Annotated in this window: 19 protein-coding genes and 1 pseudogene; 3 read left to right on the top strand and 17 right to left on the bottom strand. The window is 71.3% G+C overall.

Annotation, left to right across the window (positions count from 1 at the left end):
• Window positions 1–40 precede the first annotated feature (40 nt).
• Both B9S64_RS04840 and B9S64_RS04845 read left to right on the top strand, forming a co-directional pair.
• A complete protein-coding gene (locus B9S64_RS04840; protein ID WP_103489946.1) occupies window positions 41–685 on the top strand; it encodes a fasciclin domain-containing protein in 645 nt (214 codons plus the stop codon).
• A gap of 279 nt (window positions 686–964) precedes the next feature.
• Window positions 965–1,426 carry an SPW repeat protein gene (locus B9S64_RS04845; protein WP_103489947.1) on the top strand — a complete coding sequence of 154 codons (462 nt, stop codon included), beginning with the start codon at window positions 965–967 and terminating at the stop codon, window positions 1,424–1,426.
• Between the two features lie 102 nt (window positions 1,427–1,528).
• Here the strand turns inward: B9S64_RS04845 and B9S64_RS04850 are convergent, their stop codons facing one another.
• The 12 genes from B9S64_RS04850 to B9S64_RS04905 form a co-directional block, all read right to left on the bottom strand.
• Window positions 1,529–4,360: an RNA helicase gene (locus B9S64_RS04850; protein WP_103489949.1), complete on the bottom strand. Its 2,832-nt coding sequence runs from the start codon at window positions 4,358–4,360 to the stop codon at window positions 1,529–1,531.
• A gap of 52 nt (window positions 4,361–4,412) precedes the next feature.
• Window positions 4,413–5,303, bottom strand: coding sequence for a diacylglycerol kinase (locus tag B9S64_RS04855; RefSeq protein ID WP_103489951.1), 891 nt, complete (start codon window positions 5,301–5,303; stop codon window positions 4,413–4,415).
• A 17-nt stretch (window positions 5,304–5,320) separates the two neighbouring features.
• Window positions 5,321–6,277: a twin-arginine translocase subunit TatC gene (gene tatC, locus B9S64_RS04860; protein WP_103489953.1), complete on the bottom strand. Its 957-nt coding sequence runs from the start codon at window positions 6,275–6,277 to the stop codon at window positions 5,321–5,323.
• 49 nt (window positions 6,278–6,326) lie between these two features.
• Window positions 6,327–6,620 carry a Sec-independent protein translocase subunit TatA gene (gene tatA, locus B9S64_RS04865; protein ID WP_103489955.1) on the bottom strand — a complete coding sequence of 98 codons (294 nt, stop codon included), beginning with the start codon at window positions 6,618–6,620 and terminating at the stop codon, window positions 6,327–6,329.
• Window positions 6,621–6,842: 222 nt separating this feature from the next.
• The gene (locus B9S64_RS04870) at window positions 6,843–7,040 is read right to left on the bottom strand and encodes a hypothetical protein (RefSeq protein WP_028444002.1); all 198 of its coding nucleotides are present in this window, start codon (window positions 7,038–7,040) and stop codon (window positions 6,843–6,845) included.
• Window positions 7,041–7,076: 36 nt separating this feature from the next.
• Complete coding sequence (locus B9S64_RS04875) at window positions 7,077–7,388, bottom strand: hypothetical protein (RefSeq protein WP_103489957.1); 312 nt, start codon at window positions 7,386–7,388, stop codon at window positions 7,077–7,079.
• A gap of 39 nt (window positions 7,389–7,427) precedes the next feature.
• A complete protein-coding gene (locus B9S64_RS04880; RefSeq protein ID WP_103489959.1) occupies window positions 7,428–8,384 on the bottom strand; it encodes a YafY family protein in 957 nt (318 codons plus the stop codon).
• 15 nt (window positions 8,385–8,399) lie between these two features.
• Entirely contained in the window at window positions 8,400–9,353 is a 954-nt protein-coding gene (locus tag B9S64_RS04885) for a YafY family protein (protein WP_103489961.1), read from the bottom strand.
• 117 nt (window positions 9,354–9,470) lie between these two features.
• Entirely contained in the window at window positions 9,471–9,845 is a 375-nt protein-coding gene (locus tag B9S64_RS04890; RefSeq protein WP_037875851.1) for an FKBP-type peptidyl-prolyl cis-trans isomerase, read from the bottom strand.
• 44 nt (window positions 9,846–9,889) lie between these two features.
• Window positions 9,890–10,825 (bottom strand): FKBP-type peptidyl-prolyl cis-trans isomerase, encoded by a 936-nt coding sequence (locus B9S64_RS04895; RefSeq protein WP_103489962.1) that lies wholly within the window; start codon window positions 10,823–10,825, stop codon window positions 9,890–9,892.
• 150 nt (window positions 10,826–10,975) lie between these two features.
• On the bottom strand, window positions 10,976–12,337 hold the full coding sequence (gene pafA, locus B9S64_RS04900; protein ID WP_103489964.1) for a Pup--protein ligase: 1,362 nt from the start codon (window positions 12,335–12,337) through the stop codon (window positions 10,976–10,978).
• A 9-nt stretch (window positions 12,338–12,346) separates the two neighbouring features.
• Window positions 12,347–13,606: an MFS transporter gene (locus tag B9S64_RS04905; RefSeq protein WP_103489966.1), complete on the bottom strand. Its 1,260-nt coding sequence runs from the start codon at window positions 13,604–13,606 to the stop codon at window positions 12,347–12,349.
• Between the two features lie 127 nt (window positions 13,607–13,733).
• Between B9S64_RS04905 and B9S64_RS04910 the strand changes: the two genes are divergently transcribed.
• Window positions 13,734–14,762: a LacI family DNA-binding transcriptional regulator gene (locus B9S64_RS04910; RefSeq protein ID WP_103489967.1), complete on the top strand. Its 1,029-nt coding sequence runs from the start codon at window positions 13,734–13,736 to the stop codon at window positions 14,760–14,762.
• 247 nt (window positions 14,763–15,009) lie between these two features.
• On the opposite strand, the gene prcA is transcribed toward B9S64_RS04910, so the two are convergent.
• The 5 genes and pseudogenes from prcA to dop form a co-directional block, all read right to left on the bottom strand.
• Window positions 15,010–15,882 (bottom strand): proteasome subunit alpha, encoded by an 873-nt coding sequence (gene prcA, locus B9S64_RS04915; RefSeq protein ID WP_103489970.1) that lies wholly within the window; start codon window positions 15,880–15,882, stop codon window positions 15,010–15,012.
• A gap of 55 nt (window positions 15,883–15,937) precedes the next feature.
• Window positions 15,938–16,783: a proteasome subunit beta gene (prcB, locus tag B9S64_RS04920; RefSeq protein WP_103489971.1), complete on the bottom strand. Its 846-nt coding sequence runs from the start codon at window positions 16,781–16,783 to the stop codon at window positions 15,938–15,940.
• A pseudogene (locus tag B9S64_RS34870) lies at window positions 16,735–16,909 on the bottom strand (endonuclease domain-containing protein); the annotation flags it as partial. The pseudogene B9S64_RS34870 and the gene prcB, both read right to left, overlap by 49 nt.
• A gap of 117 nt (window positions 16,910–17,026) precedes the next feature.
• On the bottom strand, window positions 17,027–17,245 hold the full coding sequence (locus tag B9S64_RS04930) for a ubiquitin-like protein Pup (RefSeq protein WP_028443991.1): 219 nt from the start codon (window positions 17,243–17,245) through the stop codon (window positions 17,027–17,029).
• Window positions 17,246–17,374: 129 nt separating this feature from the next.
• Window positions 17,375–18,886 (bottom strand): depupylase/deamidase Dop, encoded by a 1,512-nt coding sequence (dop, locus tag B9S64_RS04935; protein ID WP_103489973.1) that lies wholly within the window; start codon window positions 18,884–18,886, stop codon window positions 17,375–17,377.

An 18,886-nucleotide genomic window follows, 5' to 3' on the forward strand; every position in this document is an offset into this window, starting at 1 on the left:
TTCCGAACCGTTCGACCGACCCTTTCTTCAGGAGAACCCCATGAACACCCGTCACTTCCGCCGCCTGGCCCTCGCCGTGTCCGCCGCGGCCGTGCTCCCGCTGGCCCTCACCGCCTGCTCCGGCGACAGCGACACCTCGGCGTCCGGTTCCGGCGCGGGCGCGGCGAAGGCCTCCTCCGCCGCTCCGGCCGAGAAGACCGCGTCGGCGGACCAGCCGTTCGGCCCGGCCTGTTCGACCGTGCCTCAGAACGGCGCGGGCTCGTTCGCCGGTATGGCGAAGGACCCGGTCGCGACGGCGGCGTCCCACAACCCGGCGCTGTCCACACTGGTCGCGGCCGTCAAGCAGGCCGGTCTCGTCGACACGCTGAACAACGCCCAGGACATCACGGTGTTCGCCCCCACCGACGACGCCTTCGCGAAGATCCCGAAGGCCGACCTGGACAAGCTGCTCGCCGACAAGGCACAGCTCACCGAGGTGCTCACCTCGCACGTGGTGGGACGGCGGCTGGCCCCGGAGCAGTTGGACAAGGGCTCCTTCGAGACCCTGGCGAAGTCGAAGCTGACGACCTCGGGCGCGGACACGATGTACACGGTCAACGACTCGGCGAAGGTGGTCTGCGGCAACGTCCGAACGGCCAACGCCACGGTCTACATCATCGACAGCGTCCTGATGCCGATGGGCTGAGCCCGGTCCGGCGGCCCTCCCCCGCTGACCGCCTGATCCCGGCGGATCCCTCCCCGGCAGGCCGCGTTCTCGCCCGGTCCGGGCGCGGGCGCGGCCTGCCGGGGCTTGGCGAGAGGTGCCCGCCCCGACGAAAACGCGGGAATCCATTCCGCCGAAACCTACACATAACGGACGACCGGGAGCACACTGGCGGAAGAAGGGCCCCGAAGGTCCCGCAGGCAGGTGCCGCGGACGCCCTTCCAGCGTACGAACGTCCCACCGTTCGAAGGAGACGAATCAATGAGCAACGTCTCACACACTCGGAGTGACATATCGAGTCACCCCGATGCCACGGAGATGCGGGCTCGCCACGACCGCGTGATGCGGGGCGGCGGCCGGAGTACGGCTTTCGCGGACGCGCCGGTCTTCCTGGTCGGTCTGTACTGCGCCGTCTCGCCCTGGGTGCTCCACTTCACGGCGAGCCAACCGTCCCTGGTGGTGCACAACGTGGTCATCGGTATCGCCATCGCGGTGCTGGCGCTCTGCTTCACCGCCATCCCGGAGCGGATGGCGGGCATGAGCCTGGCCATCTCCGCCCTGGGTGGCTGGCTGATCGCGTCGACCTGGATCGTGGGCAGCAGCCCCGACACGGGCGTGATCCTCAGCAACGTGATCGCGGGCGGTCTGGCGGTCGTGCTGGGGGCGATCTGCTCGGGGGTCGCGGTGATGAACAAGCGCAAGCTGTCGCGGGCCGCGCGGTGACGAAGGAGCGCACCGCGTAGGGCACGGGGCCTACGTGAGGTGGCCGAAGGCCGGATCAGCTCCGGTTCTTCGGCCACTTCCTCCGACCGCGGGGCCGCGCCGTCAGCCCAGCGAGCTGTACGCGACCACGCCCCGCAGCACCGCGTCCACCGCCTTGTGGGCGCTCTTCGCCACCGTGGTGTCCCCCTCACGCGGCGCCGCGGCCGCGATCTGGCCGAGCACGTCGATGACCTGCTTGCACCACCGGACGAAGTCGCCGGCCGGCATCTCCGCCTCGCGCAGGACCTCGTCCAGCGTCCGGCCCGAGGCCCACATGTAGACCGCCCAGGCGAAACCGAGGTCGGGCTCGCGCTGGCCGACCCCCTCCGTCTGGCTGATCTTGAAGTCCTCCTCCAGGGCGTCCAGCCTGCCCCAGATGCGGACCATCTCGCCCATCGCCACCTTCGCGGGGCCGGACGGCAGCTTGGGCGCGACCGCGTCGTCGGCCTGGCGGGCCTCGTAGACCAGCGCGGAGACGCACGCGGCCAGCTCCGCCGGGTTCAGCCCCTCCCAGACCCCGTCGCGCAGGCACTCGCTCGCCAGCAGGTCCAGCTCCCCGTAGAGCCGTGCCAGGCGCCGGCCGTTCCCGGTGACCTCGTCGCCCCGCAGATAGTCGAGTTCGGTGAGGAGCGCGACGATCCGGTCGAAGGTCCGGGCGATGGTGTTCGTCCGGCCCTCGATGCGCTTCTCCAGCTGCCGGGTGTCCCGCTGGAGCCGGTGGTAGCGCTCGGCCCAGCGCGCGTGGTCCTCACGCTCGTCGCACCCGTGGCACGGATGGGCACGCAACTCCGTGCGCAGCCGGGAGATCTCCCGGTCGTCGGCGGCCGCGGCCCGCTGCTTGCGGTGCCGCCCCGGGTCGATGTGCCCCGCCTTGCTCCGCAGCGCGGAGGCCAGGTCGCGGCGTGACTGGGGGGAGCGCGGGTTGAACGACTTGGGTACCCGCATCCGCTCCAGTGCCTCGACCGGCACCGGGAAGTCGATGTGGGCCAGCCGCTTGACCTGCCGCTCGGCGGTCAGCACCAGCGGGCGCGGCCCGTCGTGGTACTCCAGCCCGCGGTGGCCGTTGGCGCGCCCCGCGGGCAGCCCCGGGTCGAGGACCAGGGCCAGCCCGGCGAACTTCCCGGTCGGGACGTGGATGACGTCACCGGGCTTGAGCTTCTCCAGCGACGTCGCGGCGGCCGCCCGCCGCTGGGCCGCGCCCTGCTTGGCCAGCTCCGTCTCGCGGTCCTTGAGGTCGCGGCGCAGCCGCGCGTACTCCTCGAAGTCACCGAGGTGGCAGCTCATGCCCTCCCGGTACCCTTCGAGGCCCTCCTCGTTGCGCTGGACCTGGCGGGAGATGCCGACCACGGACCGGTCGGCCTGGAACTGCGCGAAGGAGGTCTCCAGCAGCTCACGCGACCGGTGCCGGCCGAACTGGTGGACGAGGTTGACGGCCATGTTGTACGAGGGCCGGAAGCTGGAGCGCAGCGGGTAGGTACGGGTGCCGGCGAGTCCGGCGAGCGCGGTCGGGTCCATGCCCCGCTGCCACAGGACGACGGCGTGGCCCTCGACGTCGATGCCGCGGCGCCCCGCCCGGCCCGTCAGCTGGGTGTACTCGCCGGGCGTGATGTCGGCGTGCTGCTCGCCGTTCCACTTGACGAGCTTCTCCAGGACGACGGAGCGCGCGGGCATGTTGATGCCGAGCGCCAGTGTCTCCGTGGCGAAGACCGCCTTCACCAGGCCCCGTACGAACAGTTCCTCGACGATCTCCTTGAAGGTCGGCAGCATGCCCGCGTGGTGGGCGGCGATGCCCCGCTCCAGCCCCTCCAGCCACTCGTAGTAGCCGAGGACGTGGAGGTCCTCGCCGGGGATGGACGCGGTCCGCTCCTCGACGATCTCCCGTACGAGGCGGCGCTTGTCCTCGTCGTTGAGCCGCAGTCCGGCCGCCAGACACTGCTGGACGGCCCCCTCGCAGCCCGCCCTGCTGAAGATGAAGGTGATGGCCGGCAGCAGGCCCTCGGCGTCGAGCCGGTCGATGACCTCGGGCCTGGCCGGGGTCCAGATCCGGTTGCGGGCGCGCCGCTCGCGTTCGCGGTCCGCCTCGCGGACCATCTTGCCGCGGCGGCGCTCGCGCGGGTTGTACCCGCGCTGGTTCTCCATCCGGGCGAGCCGGACCAGGTCGGGGTTGACCTCGCGGCGGCCGGTGCCGCGCCCGCCGTGGTCGCTCTCCTCCTCGAAGAGGTCGTACATCCGGCGTCCGGCCATGACGTGCTGCCACAGCGGCACCGGGCGGTGCTCGGAGACGATCACCCGGGTGTCGCCGCGCACGGTGTCCAGCCAGTCGCCGAACTCCTCGGCGTTGGAGACGGTCGCGGAGAGGGAGACCAGGGTCACCGACTCCGGCAGGTGGATGATCACTTCCTCCCACACGGCTCCGCGGAAGCGGTCGGAGAGGTAGTGCACCTCGTCCATCACCACGTATCCGAGGCCGACGAGCGCCTGGGAGCCCGCGTACAGCATGTTGCGCAGCACCTCGGTGGTCATGACGACCACGGGCGCGTCCGCGTTGACGCTGTTGTCACCGGTCAGCAGGCCGACCTTGTCCGCGCCGTAGCGCCGGGCCAGGTCGGCGAACTTCTGGTTGGACAGGGCCTTGATGGGCGTGGTGTAGAAGCACTTGCGGCCCTGCTCCAGAGCCAGGTGCACGGCGAACTCGCCGACGATCGTCTTGCCCGAGCCGGTGGGGGCGGCGACCAGCACCCCGCTGCCCGCCTCCAGTGCCTTGCACGCCTCGGTCTGGAACGGGTCCAGCGGGAAGTCGTACAGGTCGCGGAAGGGTCCGAAGGCCGTGCCGGACTCGGCCGCACGGACCCGGGAAGCCTGGTAGCGCTCAGCTGGTGAGAGGTCCTCTGTCATCTTGCGTACGAGCCTACCCGCCGGGTCCGACAACCGGCCCGGTCTTTTGTCCTCACCCCGTGAGGACCCGGACGGCACGGGGCACGCAGGTGGCCGTGAGGGGCAGCGGGCCCAGCGGTTCGCCGTCCGCGTAGGCGGTGACCCCGGCCGCCGCCAGTTCGATCGAGGAGACCCGGTGCACGCTCACCGCGGGGTGGTCCAGGTGTGTCCCCTTGTACACGCGGGGGAAGACCCGGAGCAGGGTGGTGCGGCTGCACGGGCCGACCACGGTCACGTCGAGGAGCCCGTCGTCCATGACGGCGTCCGCGCAGATCCGCATGCCGCCGCCGTAGGCCGTGCCGTTGCCCACCGCGATCAGCGTGGCCTCGATCTCCCGCGCCGGGCCGCCGTCCAGCCGGACGCGGTACGCGAAGGGGCGCAGCGCGGCCAGCTCCGCGAGGAGGGCCACGTCGTACTTGAACCGCCCGCCGATCCACCGCATCCGGTTCCCGCGGTCGTTGACCCGGGAGTCGAGGCCGGAGGCGAGTACGGAGCCGAACCAGCGCTCCCCGGCCCGGCCGAGGTCGATCTCGCGGACCGCGCCCGTCTTGAGCGCGTCGGCGCACAGCCGCCCCGCCGCGGCCGGGTCGCGGACCGGCAGCCCGAGGGCGCGGGCGAAGTCGTTGCCGGTTCCCACGGCGACGGCGCCGAGCGGGGTCGAGGTGCCCGCGACGGCCTGGAGGGCGAGGGACATCATGCCGTCCCCGCCCACGGCTATCAGGGCACCGGACCCGCCGGCCACCGCCTCCCGGGCCCGCCGCAGGGCGTCGGCGGCGTTCTCACCGAGGACCGTGCGCACGGAGAATCCGGCGTCCCGCAACGCGGAAGCGGCCGGCTGCGCGGCACGCGCGCCCCGGCCGCTTCCCGCGGTGGGATTGACGAAGAGGGTGATCTCGCTGGTCACCCGCGGACCTTACAAGGTCAGGTGATGTCGTCGTAACCGTTGAGCCGGTGAGATCGCGCACCGTCCGTGTCGCCGCCGGCCTGCTCGGGCAGGGCCGCCCGGGAACCGCCCGCCGGGCCGATGGGTTCGGGGGTGAGGTCCAGCACCGAGGCCTCGTCGTCGTCGAGTCCGGAGTCGGGGTTGTTCCTGCGCCTGCGCTTGTCGTTGAGGAGGGAGAAGCCGACCGCGATGAAATACAGCACGGCGAGCGGGCCGGCCAGCAGGATCATCGACAGGGGGTCGCCGCCGGGGGTCGCGATGGCCCCGAAGGCGGTGAGCCCGACGATCATCCCGCGCCACCAGCGCAGCATGCGCGCACCGCTGAGGACACCGGTGATGTTCAGCAGTATGAGCAGCAGCGGCAGTTCGAAGGCCAGCCCGAAGACGATCACCATGCGGGTGATCAGGTCGAGGAAGTCGTCGAGCGGCAGCAGGTTCTTCACGTTGTCGGGCGTGAAGCCGAGCATGATCTCGGCGGTCTGCGGCAGGATCGCGTACGCCAGGTAGGCACCGCCGACGAAGAGCGGGACGCCGGCGGCCACGAAGGCCATCGAGTAGCGCTTCTCCTGCTTGTGCAGACCCGGGGCGACGAACGCCCACAGCTGGTAGAGCCAGACCGGGGTGGCCACCAGCACACCGGCCATCAGCGAGACCTTCAGCGCGATGGTGAAGGGCGACAGCAGACCGTTGGTGGTCATCTCCGCGCACGGCCGGCCGTTGATCATGGTCACGGCGCCGTTCTTGCAGCCCACCGAGTCCAGGATCGGGTCCATCAGGAACTCGAAGATGTCCCGGTAGACGAAGGCCGACGCGATGACGGCGACCACGATGGCCAGGACCGACTTCAGCAGCCGGTTGCGCAGCTCACGCAGGTGATCGAGGAGGGGCATCCGCCCCTCGTCGTCCTTCTCCTGCTTGCGGGCAGACTTGAGCAACCCACTTCCCTCGTCTCGTGCGGCAGCTGTCGGTGGTACGGGTCAGCTGTCAGCTCTGGGTGGTGGGCTTGGGCTCACTGACCGGGCGGGCGCTGGTGACGTCACCGGGCGCGGCCTGGATGGTGCGGGCGGAGGCGGCCGGGGGCGTGGGGTCGGCCACGGTCTCCGTCGTGGGCGCCGCGGGCTCCGTGTCGTCCTTCTTCATCGCCTTGGCCTCGCTCTTGAGGATGCGGGCCGACTTGCCGAGCGAACGGGCCATGTCAGGAAGCTTCTTGGCACCGAACAGAAGCAGGATGACAGCGATGATCAGAACGATCTCTAGGGGCTTCAGATTGCCGATCATGTGCGACTTCCTTCTCACTGAGGCGACTGGAGGGTGGGCTCGCTACCCGTACGGCCGGACGTACGTCCGGCCTCGCGCTGGCAGCGATCGTAACCCGCAGGGGTAAACGCAGGGCAATGCCCGTGCGTACGCCCCCTCCCGCGTGCGCGGCCCGTACCTCCCTGCCAGGGCCACTCCAGCAGCGTACCTTCCGCCGCCGCGAATCTGGAGGCCCCGCCCCCGCTAGCGCAGCGCCTCACCGGTGTCGGCGAGGGTGGCCGCCGCTCGTTCGAGGTCCTCGGCCGCTCGGTTGATCCGCCGGGTGGTGGCGGCGACCTGCCTGCCGAGCCGTTGCGCCTCGACGAAGACCTTGACGGCCAGGACGCCGAGCACGGCCAGGCCGAGGAATCCCAGAGCGATGGCGAGCATGGGCCAGAACATGGACGGGGCCTCGGAGTTCTCTCGGTGCCGTACGGGTCAGCGGGCGGCCGTGTGCAGACGCAGCGTCCGCACCCCGCCCCCGGTGAGGAGTTCCACGATGCGTTCCCCGGCCGGCTTGCGGACGGCCGAGCCGCACTCGGGACAGGTGAAGGAGTAGAAGGTCGTACGGCGGCTGGCGCCTATGGCCAGCCGCAGCGCCTCGGCGCCCAGCTCGAACCGGGCACGGCAGTCCGGGCAGGCCGCCCGGAACCGCACGGCGGCGGGCACCGGCACGGGGACCGGTCCGTGCTGCGTGCGCGGCGGGTGGCCGGAACCCGGTCCGTGCGGGGCGCGCGGCAGGACGGTCATGTGACGTCGGTCTCCTGTGTCCACCGGTGGTCCCCGCTCTCAGAGTGCGCCGTCGTAGGCGGCCAGCGCCTCACGGGCCGCCGCCCGCGCGCTCTCGGCCAGGTCCTGGGGTGCGGTGATGCGGCCCTCCCCGCCGAGCCGCAGGGCGAGCCGGCGCAGCGAGGCGGGGTCGGGGGTGCGCAGGGTGATGCGCATGCCGCCGTCGGGCAGTTCCTCGGCGCTGTCGTGCGGGTAGTACTCGGCGACCCAGCGGCCGCCGGGGCCGACCTCGATCACGACCTCCGGGTCCTCGGCCGCGGGCTGCACCAGGCCTTCGGACAGGTCGCGCAGTTCGAGCTCGGGCGGTTCGGACGGGGCGTCCAGGAGGCGGATCTCGGCGACCCGGTCGAGCCGGAAGGTGCGCCGCGCCTCGGTGCGCCGGCACCAGCCCTCCAGGTAGGTGTGGCCGACGGCGAACAGCCGGATCGGGTCCACCTCGCGCTCGGTCAGCGCGTCGCGGGCGGGCGAGTAGTAGCGCAGCCAGAGGCGGCGCCGCTCGGAGATCGCCCGGTCGACGTCGGCGAAGACCCCGCCCTCGGACTCGAAGGTGACCGAGAGCCGCGAACTGGCGGCCCCCACCTCGCCGGCCGCCGTCTCCAGCTTCGCGGTGGCCCGTACCAGCGCCTGCCGGTCGCTCTCGCGCAGGCCGGGCAGGGTGGCCACCGCGCGGGCCGCGACGAGCAGGGCGGTCGCCTCGTCGGCGGCCAGCCGCAGCGGTTCGGCCACGTCGTCCGGGTTGTGCCACCAGATGCGGTCGCCGTCGGTGTCGATGTCGAGCAGGTCGCCGCCGCGGAAGCTGGTCCCGCACATGGGCAGCACGTCGAGGTCGGAGATCAGCTCGTCCTCGGTGATCCCGAAGGCGCGGGCCACGTCCTGGACGTGCGCGCCGGGACGCTCCCGCAGATAGGTCACCAGGGAGAGCATCCGCCGGGTCTGGTCGATCGCGTTCGTGGCCACGAGTACGGCTCCCCCTCAGTCCTTGGCCACGGCGCGCAGCCGGTCCACCACATCGGCCCGCAGGTCGGCGGGTTCGCTCACCACGACGTCCGGCCCGAACTCCACGAGCCAGGCGTCCAGCCCGTGCCCGTACGGGATCTCCAGCTCGTCCCAGCCGTCACCGAGGTCCCTGACGGAGGTCGCGCGGGCCCGCAGCGGGTAGCCGGAGCCGGACCTCAGCCGGATCCGGGCGGTGCGGGTCGCGGTCTCCCCCGCCCAGCTCTCCACCGTCTCGCGTACGGTCACCACGTCCGGCACCGGCGCCGTGAACGCCCCGGCGCGGGAGCGGACCCGGCCGGAGATCCGGGACAGCCGGAAGACGCGCTCGGCGCCCCGCTCGCGGTCCCAGCCGGCCAGGTACCAGTGGCCGCGCCAGCACTCCAGCGTCCAGGGTTCGACCTGGCGCTGCCCGGGGCGGGCGGCGTTGGCCTTGCGGTAGTCGAAGGTGACGGGCCGGCGGTCCCGGCAGGCGAGCATCAGCGGCTCGAAGGCGGCCTCGTGCACCGGGATACGGGGTTCCAGGGCGCTGTGCACCTCGTAGGCGTCCTCCGCCTCCGGCATCCCGGCGGCCCGGAGCTTCTGGAGGGCTCCGCTGGCGGCCCCGGCGAGGCGGGCCTGCTGCCAGACCTTGGCGGCGAGTCCGAGGGCGGCGGCCTCCTCGGCGTCCAGGGTGATGGGGGGCAGCCGGTTGCTGTCGCGGCGCGCGAGGTAGCCGGTGTCGCCGTCGAGGTTCTCCACGGTCTCGATGACCAGGCCGAGTTCGCGGAGGTCGTCCTTGTCCCGCTCGAACATCCGGTTGAAGGCGTCGTCGGAGCCCGCTTCCAGGTAGGCCTCGATGGACCCGCGCAGTTCGCGCTTGCTGAGCGGGCGCCGGGTACCCAGCAGGCACAGCGCCAGGTTCATCAGCCGTTCGGCCTTGGCGATCGCCATCGACGCCCTTTCTGTACGTGCTCCTCGACGCCCGACCGTACCGCCCCGGGGTGTCCGGACCAAAGTGAGGGCCCGTGCCGTCCGGCACGGGCCCTCACCGCTGTCACACCCGGCGGCTCAGACGCCGACCAGGTCGCAGACGAAGATCAGCGTCTCGCCCGGGGCGATACGGCCGCCACCGGCGCCGCGGTCGCCGTACGCGAGGTGCGCGGGGATGGTCAGCTGGCGGCGGCCGCCGACCTTCATGCCCTGCACGCCCTGGTCCCAGCCCGCGATGACCTGGCCGGCGCCGAGCTGGAACTGGAGCGGGGTGCCGCGGTTCCAGGAGGCGTCGAACTCCTCACCGGTGGAGAAGGCCACGCCGACGTAGTGCACGGAGACGGTCTGGCCCTTCTCGGCCACCGCCCCGTCGCCTTCCCAGATGTCCTTGATCTCCAGGTCGGCCGGCGGCTCGCCACCCGGGAAGTCGATCTCGGGCTTCTCGATGCTCACTGACTTTGCTCCTCTAAATGATGAACTGGGCAACCGGGACAGTCTTACATCTTCGCGAGGATGTCCACGGCGAAGACGAGCGTCGACTTGGCGGGGATGCTCTGCTGCGCCTCGTCCCCGAAGCCGTCGGACGGCGGGACGACGAGCAGCACCCTGCTGCCGACCGTCTTGCCGATCAGACCGTCCTTGAGGCCCTTGAGGGTGACCTGGGCCAGCGGGAAGGTCTGGGTCTTGCCCGTCTCATAGGTGCTGTCGAACGTCTTCTTGTCCTTCCACACCATGCCCACGTAGTTGACGACGACGCTGTCCGTCTCCTTGACGACGTCGCCCTTGGCCTCCAGGACGTAGTTGGAGACGAGCTTCTTCGGCGGGTCGCTCGCGGGGATCTTCACCGAGGGCGCCTTGCCGTCGGTGTTCGTCCCGACCTTCGGCAGGTCGATGTTGTCCTGGGCGACCTCGGTGCCCTTGGCGGAGGCGGGGATCTGAGTCGCCTTCAGGACGTCCACCACGAAGACCAGCGTGGCGTTGGGCTTGATGTCGCCCTGGCCCTGCTCGCCGTAGCCGAGGTCCGGCGGGATGACCAGCTCGACGCGGCTGCCGACCTTCTGGCCGACGAGGCCCTTGTCCCAGCCCTGGATGACCATGCCCGCACCGAGGGTCAGGTCGAAGGGCTGCTTGCGGTCGAAGCTGTTGTCGAACGGCTTGTCGGAGTCCCACGCCTGGCCCAGGTAGTTCACCTGGATCGCGTCGCCGTTCTTGAGCTTCGCGCCGTCACCCTCGCTGATGACCTCGGTCTTCAGTTCCTTGGGTGGGTCGCCCTCGCCCTTGGCCAGGGTGGGCTTCTCGCCGAACTTCGCGCCCGCGGTGATCGCGGGGGCGCCGTTCTTGGTCGAGGTGGAGTCGGAGGCCTTGTCGTCGCCGCATGCCGCCGTGGACAGCAGCAGTAGGGGGACGACGAGAAGGCCGGCAAGTCGGCGCACTGGTTCCTCAGATCTCAGACGGCACGTACAGGGGGTCCGGGCCACTCTAAGGGCTCTCCGGCGCTCCCCGCGGGCGCACGGGCGACGGGCCCCGTACGGAGAACGTACGGGGCCCGAACGCGTCACGGCCGTAGGGGGGTACGGCCCGGATCACATGCCGGCGATGAGTTTCTCCACCCGGTCGTCGACCGAGCGGAACGGGTCCTTGCACAGCACGGTGCGCTGCGCCTGGTCGTTGAGCTTGAGGTGCACCCAGTCGACGGTGAAGTCCCTGCGCTGCTCCTGGGCCCGGCGGATGAAGTCGCCGCGCAGCCGCGCCCTGGTGGTCTGCGGGGGCACGGACTTGCCCTGGAAGATCTTCAGGTCGTCGCAGATGCGGGCGGCCTGTCCCTTGCGCTCCAGGAGGTAGTAGAGCCCCCGGCGGCGGTGGATGTCGTGGTAGGCGAGGTCTATCTGGGCGACCCGGGGGTTGGACATGGTCATGTTGTGCTTCGCCCGGTAGCGCTCGATGAGCTTGTACTTCATGACCCAGTCGATCTCGGTGCCGATCCGGTCGAGGTCCTCCGCCTCGACGGCGTCCAGCGTGCGGCCCCAGAGCTCCAGGACCTGGTCGACGGTGCCGGTGCGGATGCCCCGGCGTTCGACGAAGTCGACCGCCTTCTCGTAGTACTCGCGCTGGACCTCTATGGCCGAGGCCTCCCGGCCGCTGGCCAGGCGCACCTTGCGGCGGCCGGTGATGTCGTGGCTGACCTCGCGGATGGCCCGGATCGGGTTCTCCAGCGTCAGGTCACGCATCACGGTGCCCGCCTCGATCATGCGGAGCACCAGGTCGGTGGCGCCGACCTTGAGCAGCATGGTCGTCTCGGACATGTTGGAGTCGCCGACGATGACGTGCAGGCGGCGGTAGCGCTCCGCGTCGGCGTGCGGTTCGTCCCTGGTGTTGATGATGGGCCGGGAGCGCGTCGTGGCGGAACTGACGCCCTCCCAGATGTGCTCGGCCCGCTGGCTCACGCAGTAGACGGCTCCGCGCGGCGTCTGGAGCACCTTGCCCGCGCCGCAGATGAGCTGTCTGGTGACGAGGAAGGGAATGAGGATGTCCGCGAGCCGGGAGAATTCTCCGTGCCGGGCGACGAGGTAGTTCTCGTGGCACCCGTAGGAGTTTCCGGCCGAGTCGGTGTTGTTCTTGAAGAGATAGACGTCGCCCGCGATTCCCTCCTCGTGCAGGCGGCGTTCGGCGTCGACGAGCAGACCTTCGAGAATGCGCTCGCCCGCCTTGTCGTGCGTGACCAGTTCGTTCACATTGTCGCATTCGGGGGTTGCGTATTCCGGATGCGATCCCACGTCGAGGTACAGGCGGGCGCCGTTCCGCAGGAAGACGTTGCTGCTGCGGCCCCATGACACAACACGGCGGAAGAGGTAGCGCGCCACTTCATCAGGTGACAGTCGGCGCTGTCCCCTGAACGTGCACGTGACGCCGTACTCGTTCTCCAGCCCGAAAATGCGGCGGTCCATGACTGAACATTACGCCTTATGGCCTGAGCTGAAACCGGGTTCGGCCGCACCGTTGCGATCATTTTCCGATCCGATCACCACCTCGGGCGTACGGACGGGTGCCGCGAGGACCTTTCCGGTGGCGAGAAGCACCAGCAGCGCGGCCACTCCACCGGCCCCCGCGACGGCGAAACCCTGGGCCGTCCCGCCCAGCTCGACGGCCGGGCCGGCGACGGCCGTTCCGGCCGCGGCGCCCACGCCGAACGTCGTCACGAGCCAGGAGAACGCCTCGGTCACGGTGCCCCGCGGCGCGTGCCGGTCCACCACGAGGAACGAGCAGGCGATGGCCGGGGCGAGGAACACCCCGGCGAGCGCGGCGAGCGCGGTCATGGTGACCACCCCGGGGGTCAGGGTCAACGGCAGGTAGCCCAGGGCCAGCAGGGCGACGATGCCCCGCAGCCGACGCTCGGGCGCACCGGCCCACTGCCGCGCCCCGTACGCCGCGCCGCCGATCAGCGCGCCGAGCCCGAGGGCGGCCATCAGCCAGCCGTACACCGACTCACGGCCGTGGTCGTCCGCGTACGCCACGCCCGCCACGGTGATCGAGCCGAGGGCCAGTCCGACGAAGAAGAACGCGCCGAGCAGGGCGAGGAGTCCGGGTGAGCGCAGGGCGCCCAGCCAGTGCGCCTCACGCGGTGCGGAGCGCCAGGTGCGGGAGGGTTCGCTGAGCACGACCCAGAGCGCGCCGAGCACCCCCAGGGCGTTGATCACCAGGAGCGCGGCCGCGGGAGACCAGAGCGCCACCAACAGCGTCACGAGGAGCGGGCCGAGGGTGAACATCACCTCCTGGGCGACCGCGTCCATGGCGTAGGCCCGGTGCACGCGGTCCTCCCGGCCGAGCACGCTCGGCCACAGGGCGCGCAGCCCGCCCTCCAGCGGCGGGGTGAACAGTCCGGCCACGATCACCGCCGCGTAGGCGAGCGGGAGGACCCCGAGGCCGCACACCGCCAGCAGGACCATGCCAAGCGCGGAGACCACGGCGGCCGGGAGTTGCACACGCGGCTGGCCGTACAGGTCCACGGCCCGCCCCAGCAGCGGCTGCCCGACGGCCGTGGCCAGGCCGTACGCGGCGGCGAGCGCCCCGGCCAGGGTGTAGCCGCCGCCCTCGGCCCGGGTGAACAGCACGATCGCGATCGGGGCGGTGCCGTTGGGCAGCCGCCCCACCAGGGTCCCGGCCAGCAGTCTGGCGGCGTGCCGCGCCCGGAGGATGTCCAGATAGCCCGCGGCCATGCCCGCCCCTCTCCCCCGGTCCGCCTCACGTCCGGGGTTTTACGTATAACGTCGGAGTCCATACGTACCATGTGCGCAGTCGGCGGGTCCATCCCGCGCACCGTACGGTTCCAGCACGGAGGCATGAGTGAGCAGCGCGCGGCGGCCCGCCCCACCCCGGCCCACCAGCCGCGACGTGGCCCGGTCCGCGGGGGTCTCCCAGGCCACCGTCTCGCTGGTGCTCGGCGGCAAGTGGCGCGGCCGGGTGTCCGAGACCACGGCCGGGCGGGTCCGGGAGAGCGCCCGGGAGCTGGGCTACCGGCCGAACCTGGCGGCGCGCAGTCTCCGGCTGGGCGACACCCGTACCGCGCTGCTCGTCGTCCCCGCCCTCACTAACGAGTTCTTCGCCCGGGTGTACACCGGCGCGGCCGCCGTCGCCGCCGAGCACGGCTTCGGTGTGGTGCTCTACCCGTCGCCCGACGGCACCGGCCCGGCCCGGGACCCGTTCGCCTCCGCGCGGGCGTCACTGGACGGGGTCATCGCCTCGTCCATGGCCTCGGACGCCCTGGGGGCGCTGCGGGGCGCGGGGCTGCCCCTGGTGATGCTGGACAGTGATCCGGGGGACGCCGGCGTGGCGGCGCGGGTGAACCTCGACATCGCGGACGGGATGCGGCAGGTGACGGAGCATCTGCTGGGCCTGGGGCACCGCCGCTTCGTCCACCTCGCCTCGGCGGTGGACACCTGGACCTTCGCGGTACGGGCCCGTGCCCTCGGCGGGGTGCTGGCCGGGGTGCCGGGGGCCACGCTCCGGACCGTGACCGCTCCGCTGGACGTACGGGCCGCGACGGCGGCGGCCGAAGCGGTCCTCGCGGAGCCGGGGGCGCCGCCGACGGCGATCGTCTGCGACGACGACATCCTGGCCGCGGGCGCCTGCAAGGCGGTCCGCCGGCGCGGGCTGAGGGTGCCCGACGACATCTCGGTGACCGGCTTCGACGACCTCGCCCTCGCCACGGCGGTGGAGCCCGAGCTGACCACGGTGCGGCTGCCGGCCGAACAGGTCGGCCGACGCGGCATGACGGCCCTGCTCGCGGTCCTGGACGGGCGCCCCGCTGAATCCGGCGACCTGCCCGTCCGTCTGGTGCCCCGCGGCTCCACGGCGCCCGCCGCCCGGCCCTGACGTGACGGCGGCGCTCTCAGCCCTGCCGGTACGGCGGCGGACTCAGCCCGCGCGCCCCCGGCCCGCACCCGGAAGCTCGGCACCTCCGCGCCCGCGCCCCGAAGCACGGGGCCCCGGGCCCGCTCGACCGGGCCCGCTCGGCCCGGCCGTCCTGACCCGGCCGTCCTGACCCGGAGCGCGACGGCGCCCCCGGCCGCCGTGTGGGGGCTGCCGGGGGCGTCCGTACGGTCACCGGGCGAGGAGGGGGCTACTCCTTCCCGGACCCTTCCGCACCGTCCTTGCCGTCCTTGCCGTCCTTGCCGGCGTCCCCGGCGCCGGTCTCCTCCGCGCCTTCCCGGCCGGTGCCGCCCGCGTCCCCCGAGGACGGGGCGTCGGGCTCCTCCGTGTCGGACGGGGCGTCCGTCGGGGTCGCTCCCGCGCCGTCCGCGTCGAGCAGCCGGGCCAGCTGCCGCCCCACGATCCGCTTGAACTTGCGCTGCTGCGGCCGCGTCCGGTCCAGGACCGCGACCTCCAGCCGCTCGGCGGGGATCTCGCGCTCGTTGCCGTTGGCCTCGCGCGAAAGGGCCTGCACGGCCAGCTTCAGCGCCTCGGCGAGGGACATCCCGTCACGGTGACGCTGGTCCAGGAAGCCGCTGATCTGCTCCGCGTTGCCACCGACCGCGACCGAGCCGTGCTCGTCCACGATCGAGCCGTCGTGCGGGAGCCGGTAGATCTGGTCGCCCTCGGGCCCGGCGCCCACCTCGGCGACCACCAGCTCCACCTCGTACGGCTTCTCGGCGGCGCTGGAGAAGATGGTGCCCAGCGTCTGCGCGTAGACGTTGGCGAGCCCACGAGCCGTCACGTCGTCGCGGTCGTAGGTGTACCCGCGCAGGTCCGCGTACCGGACGCCGCCGATGCGGAGGTTCTCGTACTCGTTGTACTTGCCGGCGGCCGCGAAGCCGATCCGGTCGTAGATCTCGCTGAACTTGTGCAGAGCACGGGACGGGTTCTCGCCGACGAACACAATGCCGTCGGCGTACTGCAGCACAACCAGGCTGCGACCACGGGCGATGCCCTTCCGGGCGTATTCCGCCCGGTCGGCCATGGCCTGCTGGGGTGAGACATAGAACGGCGTCGACACCGGCTATCCGTCCCTTTCTGTCAGTGACGAGTGCATCGAAGAGGAGTCGGGCCGGTCAGAGCAGGGCGGCGCGCGGGCCGTCGGGCTCCTGGAGCCGGTGCTCGACGACCGAGCGCGCGACCTCGGAGGACTCCGTGTCGGTCAGCTTCCGGAAGCCCTCGTCGGTGATGACGGTGACGATCGGGAAGAGCCGGCGGGCCAGGTCGGGACCGCCGGTGGCCGAGTCGTCGTCCGCCGCGTCGTAGAGCGCCTGCACGACCAGGGTGAGCGCCTGCTCCTCGGTCAGGTCGTCGCGGTAGAGCTTCTTCATCGAGCCCCGCGCGAAGAGGGATCCGGAGCCGGTGGAGGCGTACCCCCGCTCCTCGGACCGGCCGCCGGTGACGTCGTAGGAGAAGATCCGGCCCTTCCCGCGGTCGACGTCGAACCCGGCGAACAGCGGGACGACGGCCAGGCCCTGCATGGCCATCGAGAGACTGCCGCGGATCATCGTGGACAGCCGGTTGGCCTTGCCCTCCAGGGAGAGCGTGGTGCCCTCGACCTTCTCGAAGTGCTCCAGCTCCAGCTGGAACAGCTTGACCATCTCGATCGCGAGTCCGGCCGTGCCGGCGATGCCCACCGCCGAGTACTCGTCGGCCGGGAACACCTTCTGCATGTCGCGCTGGGCGATCATGTTGCCCATGGTGGCCCGCCGGTCACCGGCGAGCACCACCCCGCCGGGGAACGTGGCCGCCACGATCGTCGTACCGTGCGGCGCCTCGAACGCGCCCTGCACGGGCGGGAGGCTGCGGTTGCCGGGCAGCATCTCGGGCACGTGACCGGACAGGAAGTCCATGAACGAGGACGAGCCCGGCGTCAGGAAGGCAGCTGGTAGACGCCCGGTACTACGAGTGTTGGCTTCCACGCGATTCCCTCCAGGTATGCGGCGGCCCCGCGCAAGGTGTCAGGATCATCCCCCAACTTGCCGACGGCCGAATTGCAGTTGAAGCACTACGCCACGGACCCTACCCGCCTGTCGGCGGTGATCAACACGATCCCGGTGCGGAAGCGGATCCGCGGGACGCCGGTACGGATACGGGCATCCCGCGGAACTGCCGGCCGGCGGCGCGGGCCGGCCGGCGGCCCCGGTGGTCCGGGGATCCGGCCGTTACTGGCCGCCCTTCTGCACGAAGCTGCGGACGAAGTCCTCGGCGTTGGACTCCAGGACGTCGTCGATCTCGTCGAGGACGTCGTCCACGTCGTCGTTCAGCTTCTCCTGCCGCTCCTTGAGGTCCTCGGACGCCTGTGCGTCCTGCACCTGCTCCTCGGTCTCCTCGGTGGAGCGTGTCGCCTTCTGCTGTCCGCCGCCGGTGTCCTTGGTCGCCATCTAGCTCACCCCGCTCGGTTCGAAGCATTCGAAGCACTTGATCAGACCCTACCCACGGGGTCCGACATCGGCCCGGTACTTTCCTCAACGTCCCCAGGTCATGTGATTGATTCCCCTCCGAGGCGCCTTTCAGCCCCCTGTGAGCGTCCGGACCAGCTCCTCCGCGGTGCGGCAGCGGTCCAGGAGGTTCTTGACGTGCTCACGGGTACCCCGCAGCGGCTCCATCGTGGGCACCCGTTGCAGTGAGTCGCGGTCGGGCAGGTCGAAGATGACCGAGTCCCAGGACGCCGCGGCGACGTCGTCCGCGTACTGCTCCAGGCAGCGGCCCCGGAAGTAGGCCCGGGTGTCCTCCGGCGGCTTGGTACGGGCGCGCTCGACGTCGCTCTCGTCGAGCAGGCGCCGCATCCTCCCCCGGGACACCAGACGGTTGTACAGCCCCTTGTCCGGCCGTACGTCGGCGTACTGGAGGTCCACCAGGTGCAGGCGGGGGGAGTCCCAGCCCAGGCCGTCACGGCGCCGGTAGCCCTCCATGAGCTCCAGCTTGGCGACCCAGTCCAGCTCACCCGCCAGGCTCATCGGGTCGGTCTCCAGCCGGTTCAGGGTGTCCTCCCAGCGGACCAGGACGTCCTTCGTCTGCGCGTCGGCGTCCGCGCCGTACCGCTCCTCGACGTATTTGCGAGCCAGCTCGAAGTACTCCATCTGGAGCTGTACGGCGGTCAGGGTCCGGCCGCTGCGGAGCGTGACGAGCTGCCGGAGGCCGGGGTCGTGCGAGACCTGGTGCAGGGTGCGCACCGGCTGGTCGACGGCGAGGTCGACGTTGATGAAGCCGTCCTCGATCATGGCGAGCACCAGCGAGGTGGTGCCGAGCTTGAGGTAGGTCGAGATCTCGGAGAGGTTCGCGTCGCCGATGATCACGTGCAGCCTGCGGTACTTCTCGGCGTCGGAGTGGGGCTCGTCCCGGGTGTTGATGATGGGGCGCTTGAGCGTGGTCTCCAGGCCCACCTCCACCTCGAAGTAGTCGGCGCGCTGGCTGAGCTGGAAGCCGTGCTCCTGGCCGTCCTGGCCGATACCGACCCGGCCCGCCCCGGTGACGACCTGGCGCGAGACGAAGAACGGCGTCAGATGGCGCACGATGTCCGAGAACGGGGTCTCCCGCTTCATCAGGTAGTTCTCGTGCGTGCCGTACGAGGCGCCCTTGTTGTCGGTGTTGTTCTTGTAGAGGTGGATCGGCTGGGCGCCGGGGATCGCGGCGGCCCGCTCGGCCGCCTCGGCCATCACCCGTTCGCCGGCCTTGTCCCAGAGCACCGCGTCCAGCGGGTTGGTGATCTCCGGGGAGCTGTACTCCGGATGCGCGTGGTCGACGTACAGCCGTGCGCCGTTGGTGAGGATGACGTTGGCCAGGCCGATGTCCTCGTCGGTGAGCTGGCTGGAATCGGCGGTCTCGCGGGCGAGGTCGAAGCCTCGCGCGTCACGCAGCGGATTCTCCTCCTCGAAGTCCCAGCGGGCGCGGCGCGCCCGGTGCATCGCCGCCGCGTAGGCGTTGACGATCTGGGACGAGGTGAGCATGGCATTGGCGTTGGGTTGACCGGGGACGGAGATCCCGTACTCCGTCTCGATGCCCATTACTCGCCGTACGGTCAT

Source organism: Streptomyces sp. SM18 (assembly GCF_002910775.2).
Lineage (GTDB): Bacteria > Actinomycetota > Actinomycetes > Streptomycetales > Streptomycetaceae > Streptomyces > Streptomyces halstedii.

Bases quoted from the DNA above. Each gene is read 5' to 3' on its own strand.
- B9S64_RS04885 (WP_103489961.1), bottom strand. From the start codon at position 9,353: ATGGCGATCGCCAAGGCCGAACGGCTGATGAACCTGGCGCTGTGCCTG.
- B9S64_RS04850 (WP_103489949.1), bottom strand. From the start codon at position 4,360: ATGACAGAGGACCTCTCACCAGCTGAGCGCTACCAGGCTTCCCGGGTC.
- B9S64_RS04845 (WP_103489947.1), top strand. From the start codon at position 965: ATGAGCAACGTCTCACACACTCGGAGTGACATATCGAGTCACCCCGAT.
- B9S64_RS04840 (WP_103489946.1), top strand. From the start codon at position 41: ATGAACACCCGTCACTTCCGCCGCCTGGCCCTCGCCGTGTCCGCCGCG.
- B9S64_RS04930 (WP_028443991.1), bottom strand. From the start codon at position 17,245: ATGGCGACCAAGGACACCGGCGGCGGACAGCAGAAGGCGACACGCTCC.
- pafA (WP_103489964.1), bottom strand. From the start codon at position 12,337: ATGGACCGCCGCATTTTCGGGCTGGAGAACGAGTACGGCGTCACGTGC.
- B9S64_RS04875 (WP_103489957.1), bottom strand. From the start codon at position 7,388: ATGACCGTCCTGCCGCGCGCCCCGCACGGACCGGGTTCCGGCCACCCG.
- tatA (WP_103489955.1), bottom strand. From the start codon at position 6,620: ATGATCGGCAATCTGAAGCCCCTAGAGATCGTTCTGATCATCGCTGTC.
- B9S64_RS04905 (WP_103489966.1), bottom strand. From the start codon at position 13,606: ATGGCCGCGGGCTATCTGGACATCCTCCGGGCGCGGCACGCCGCCAGA.
- dop (WP_103489973.1), bottom strand. From the start codon at position 18,886: ATGACCGTACGGCGAGTAATGGGCATCGAGACGGAGTACGGGATCTCC.
- B9S64_RS04870 (WP_028444002.1), bottom strand. From the start codon at position 7,040: ATGTTCTGGCCCATGCTCGCCATCGCTCTGGGATTCCTCGGCCTGGCC.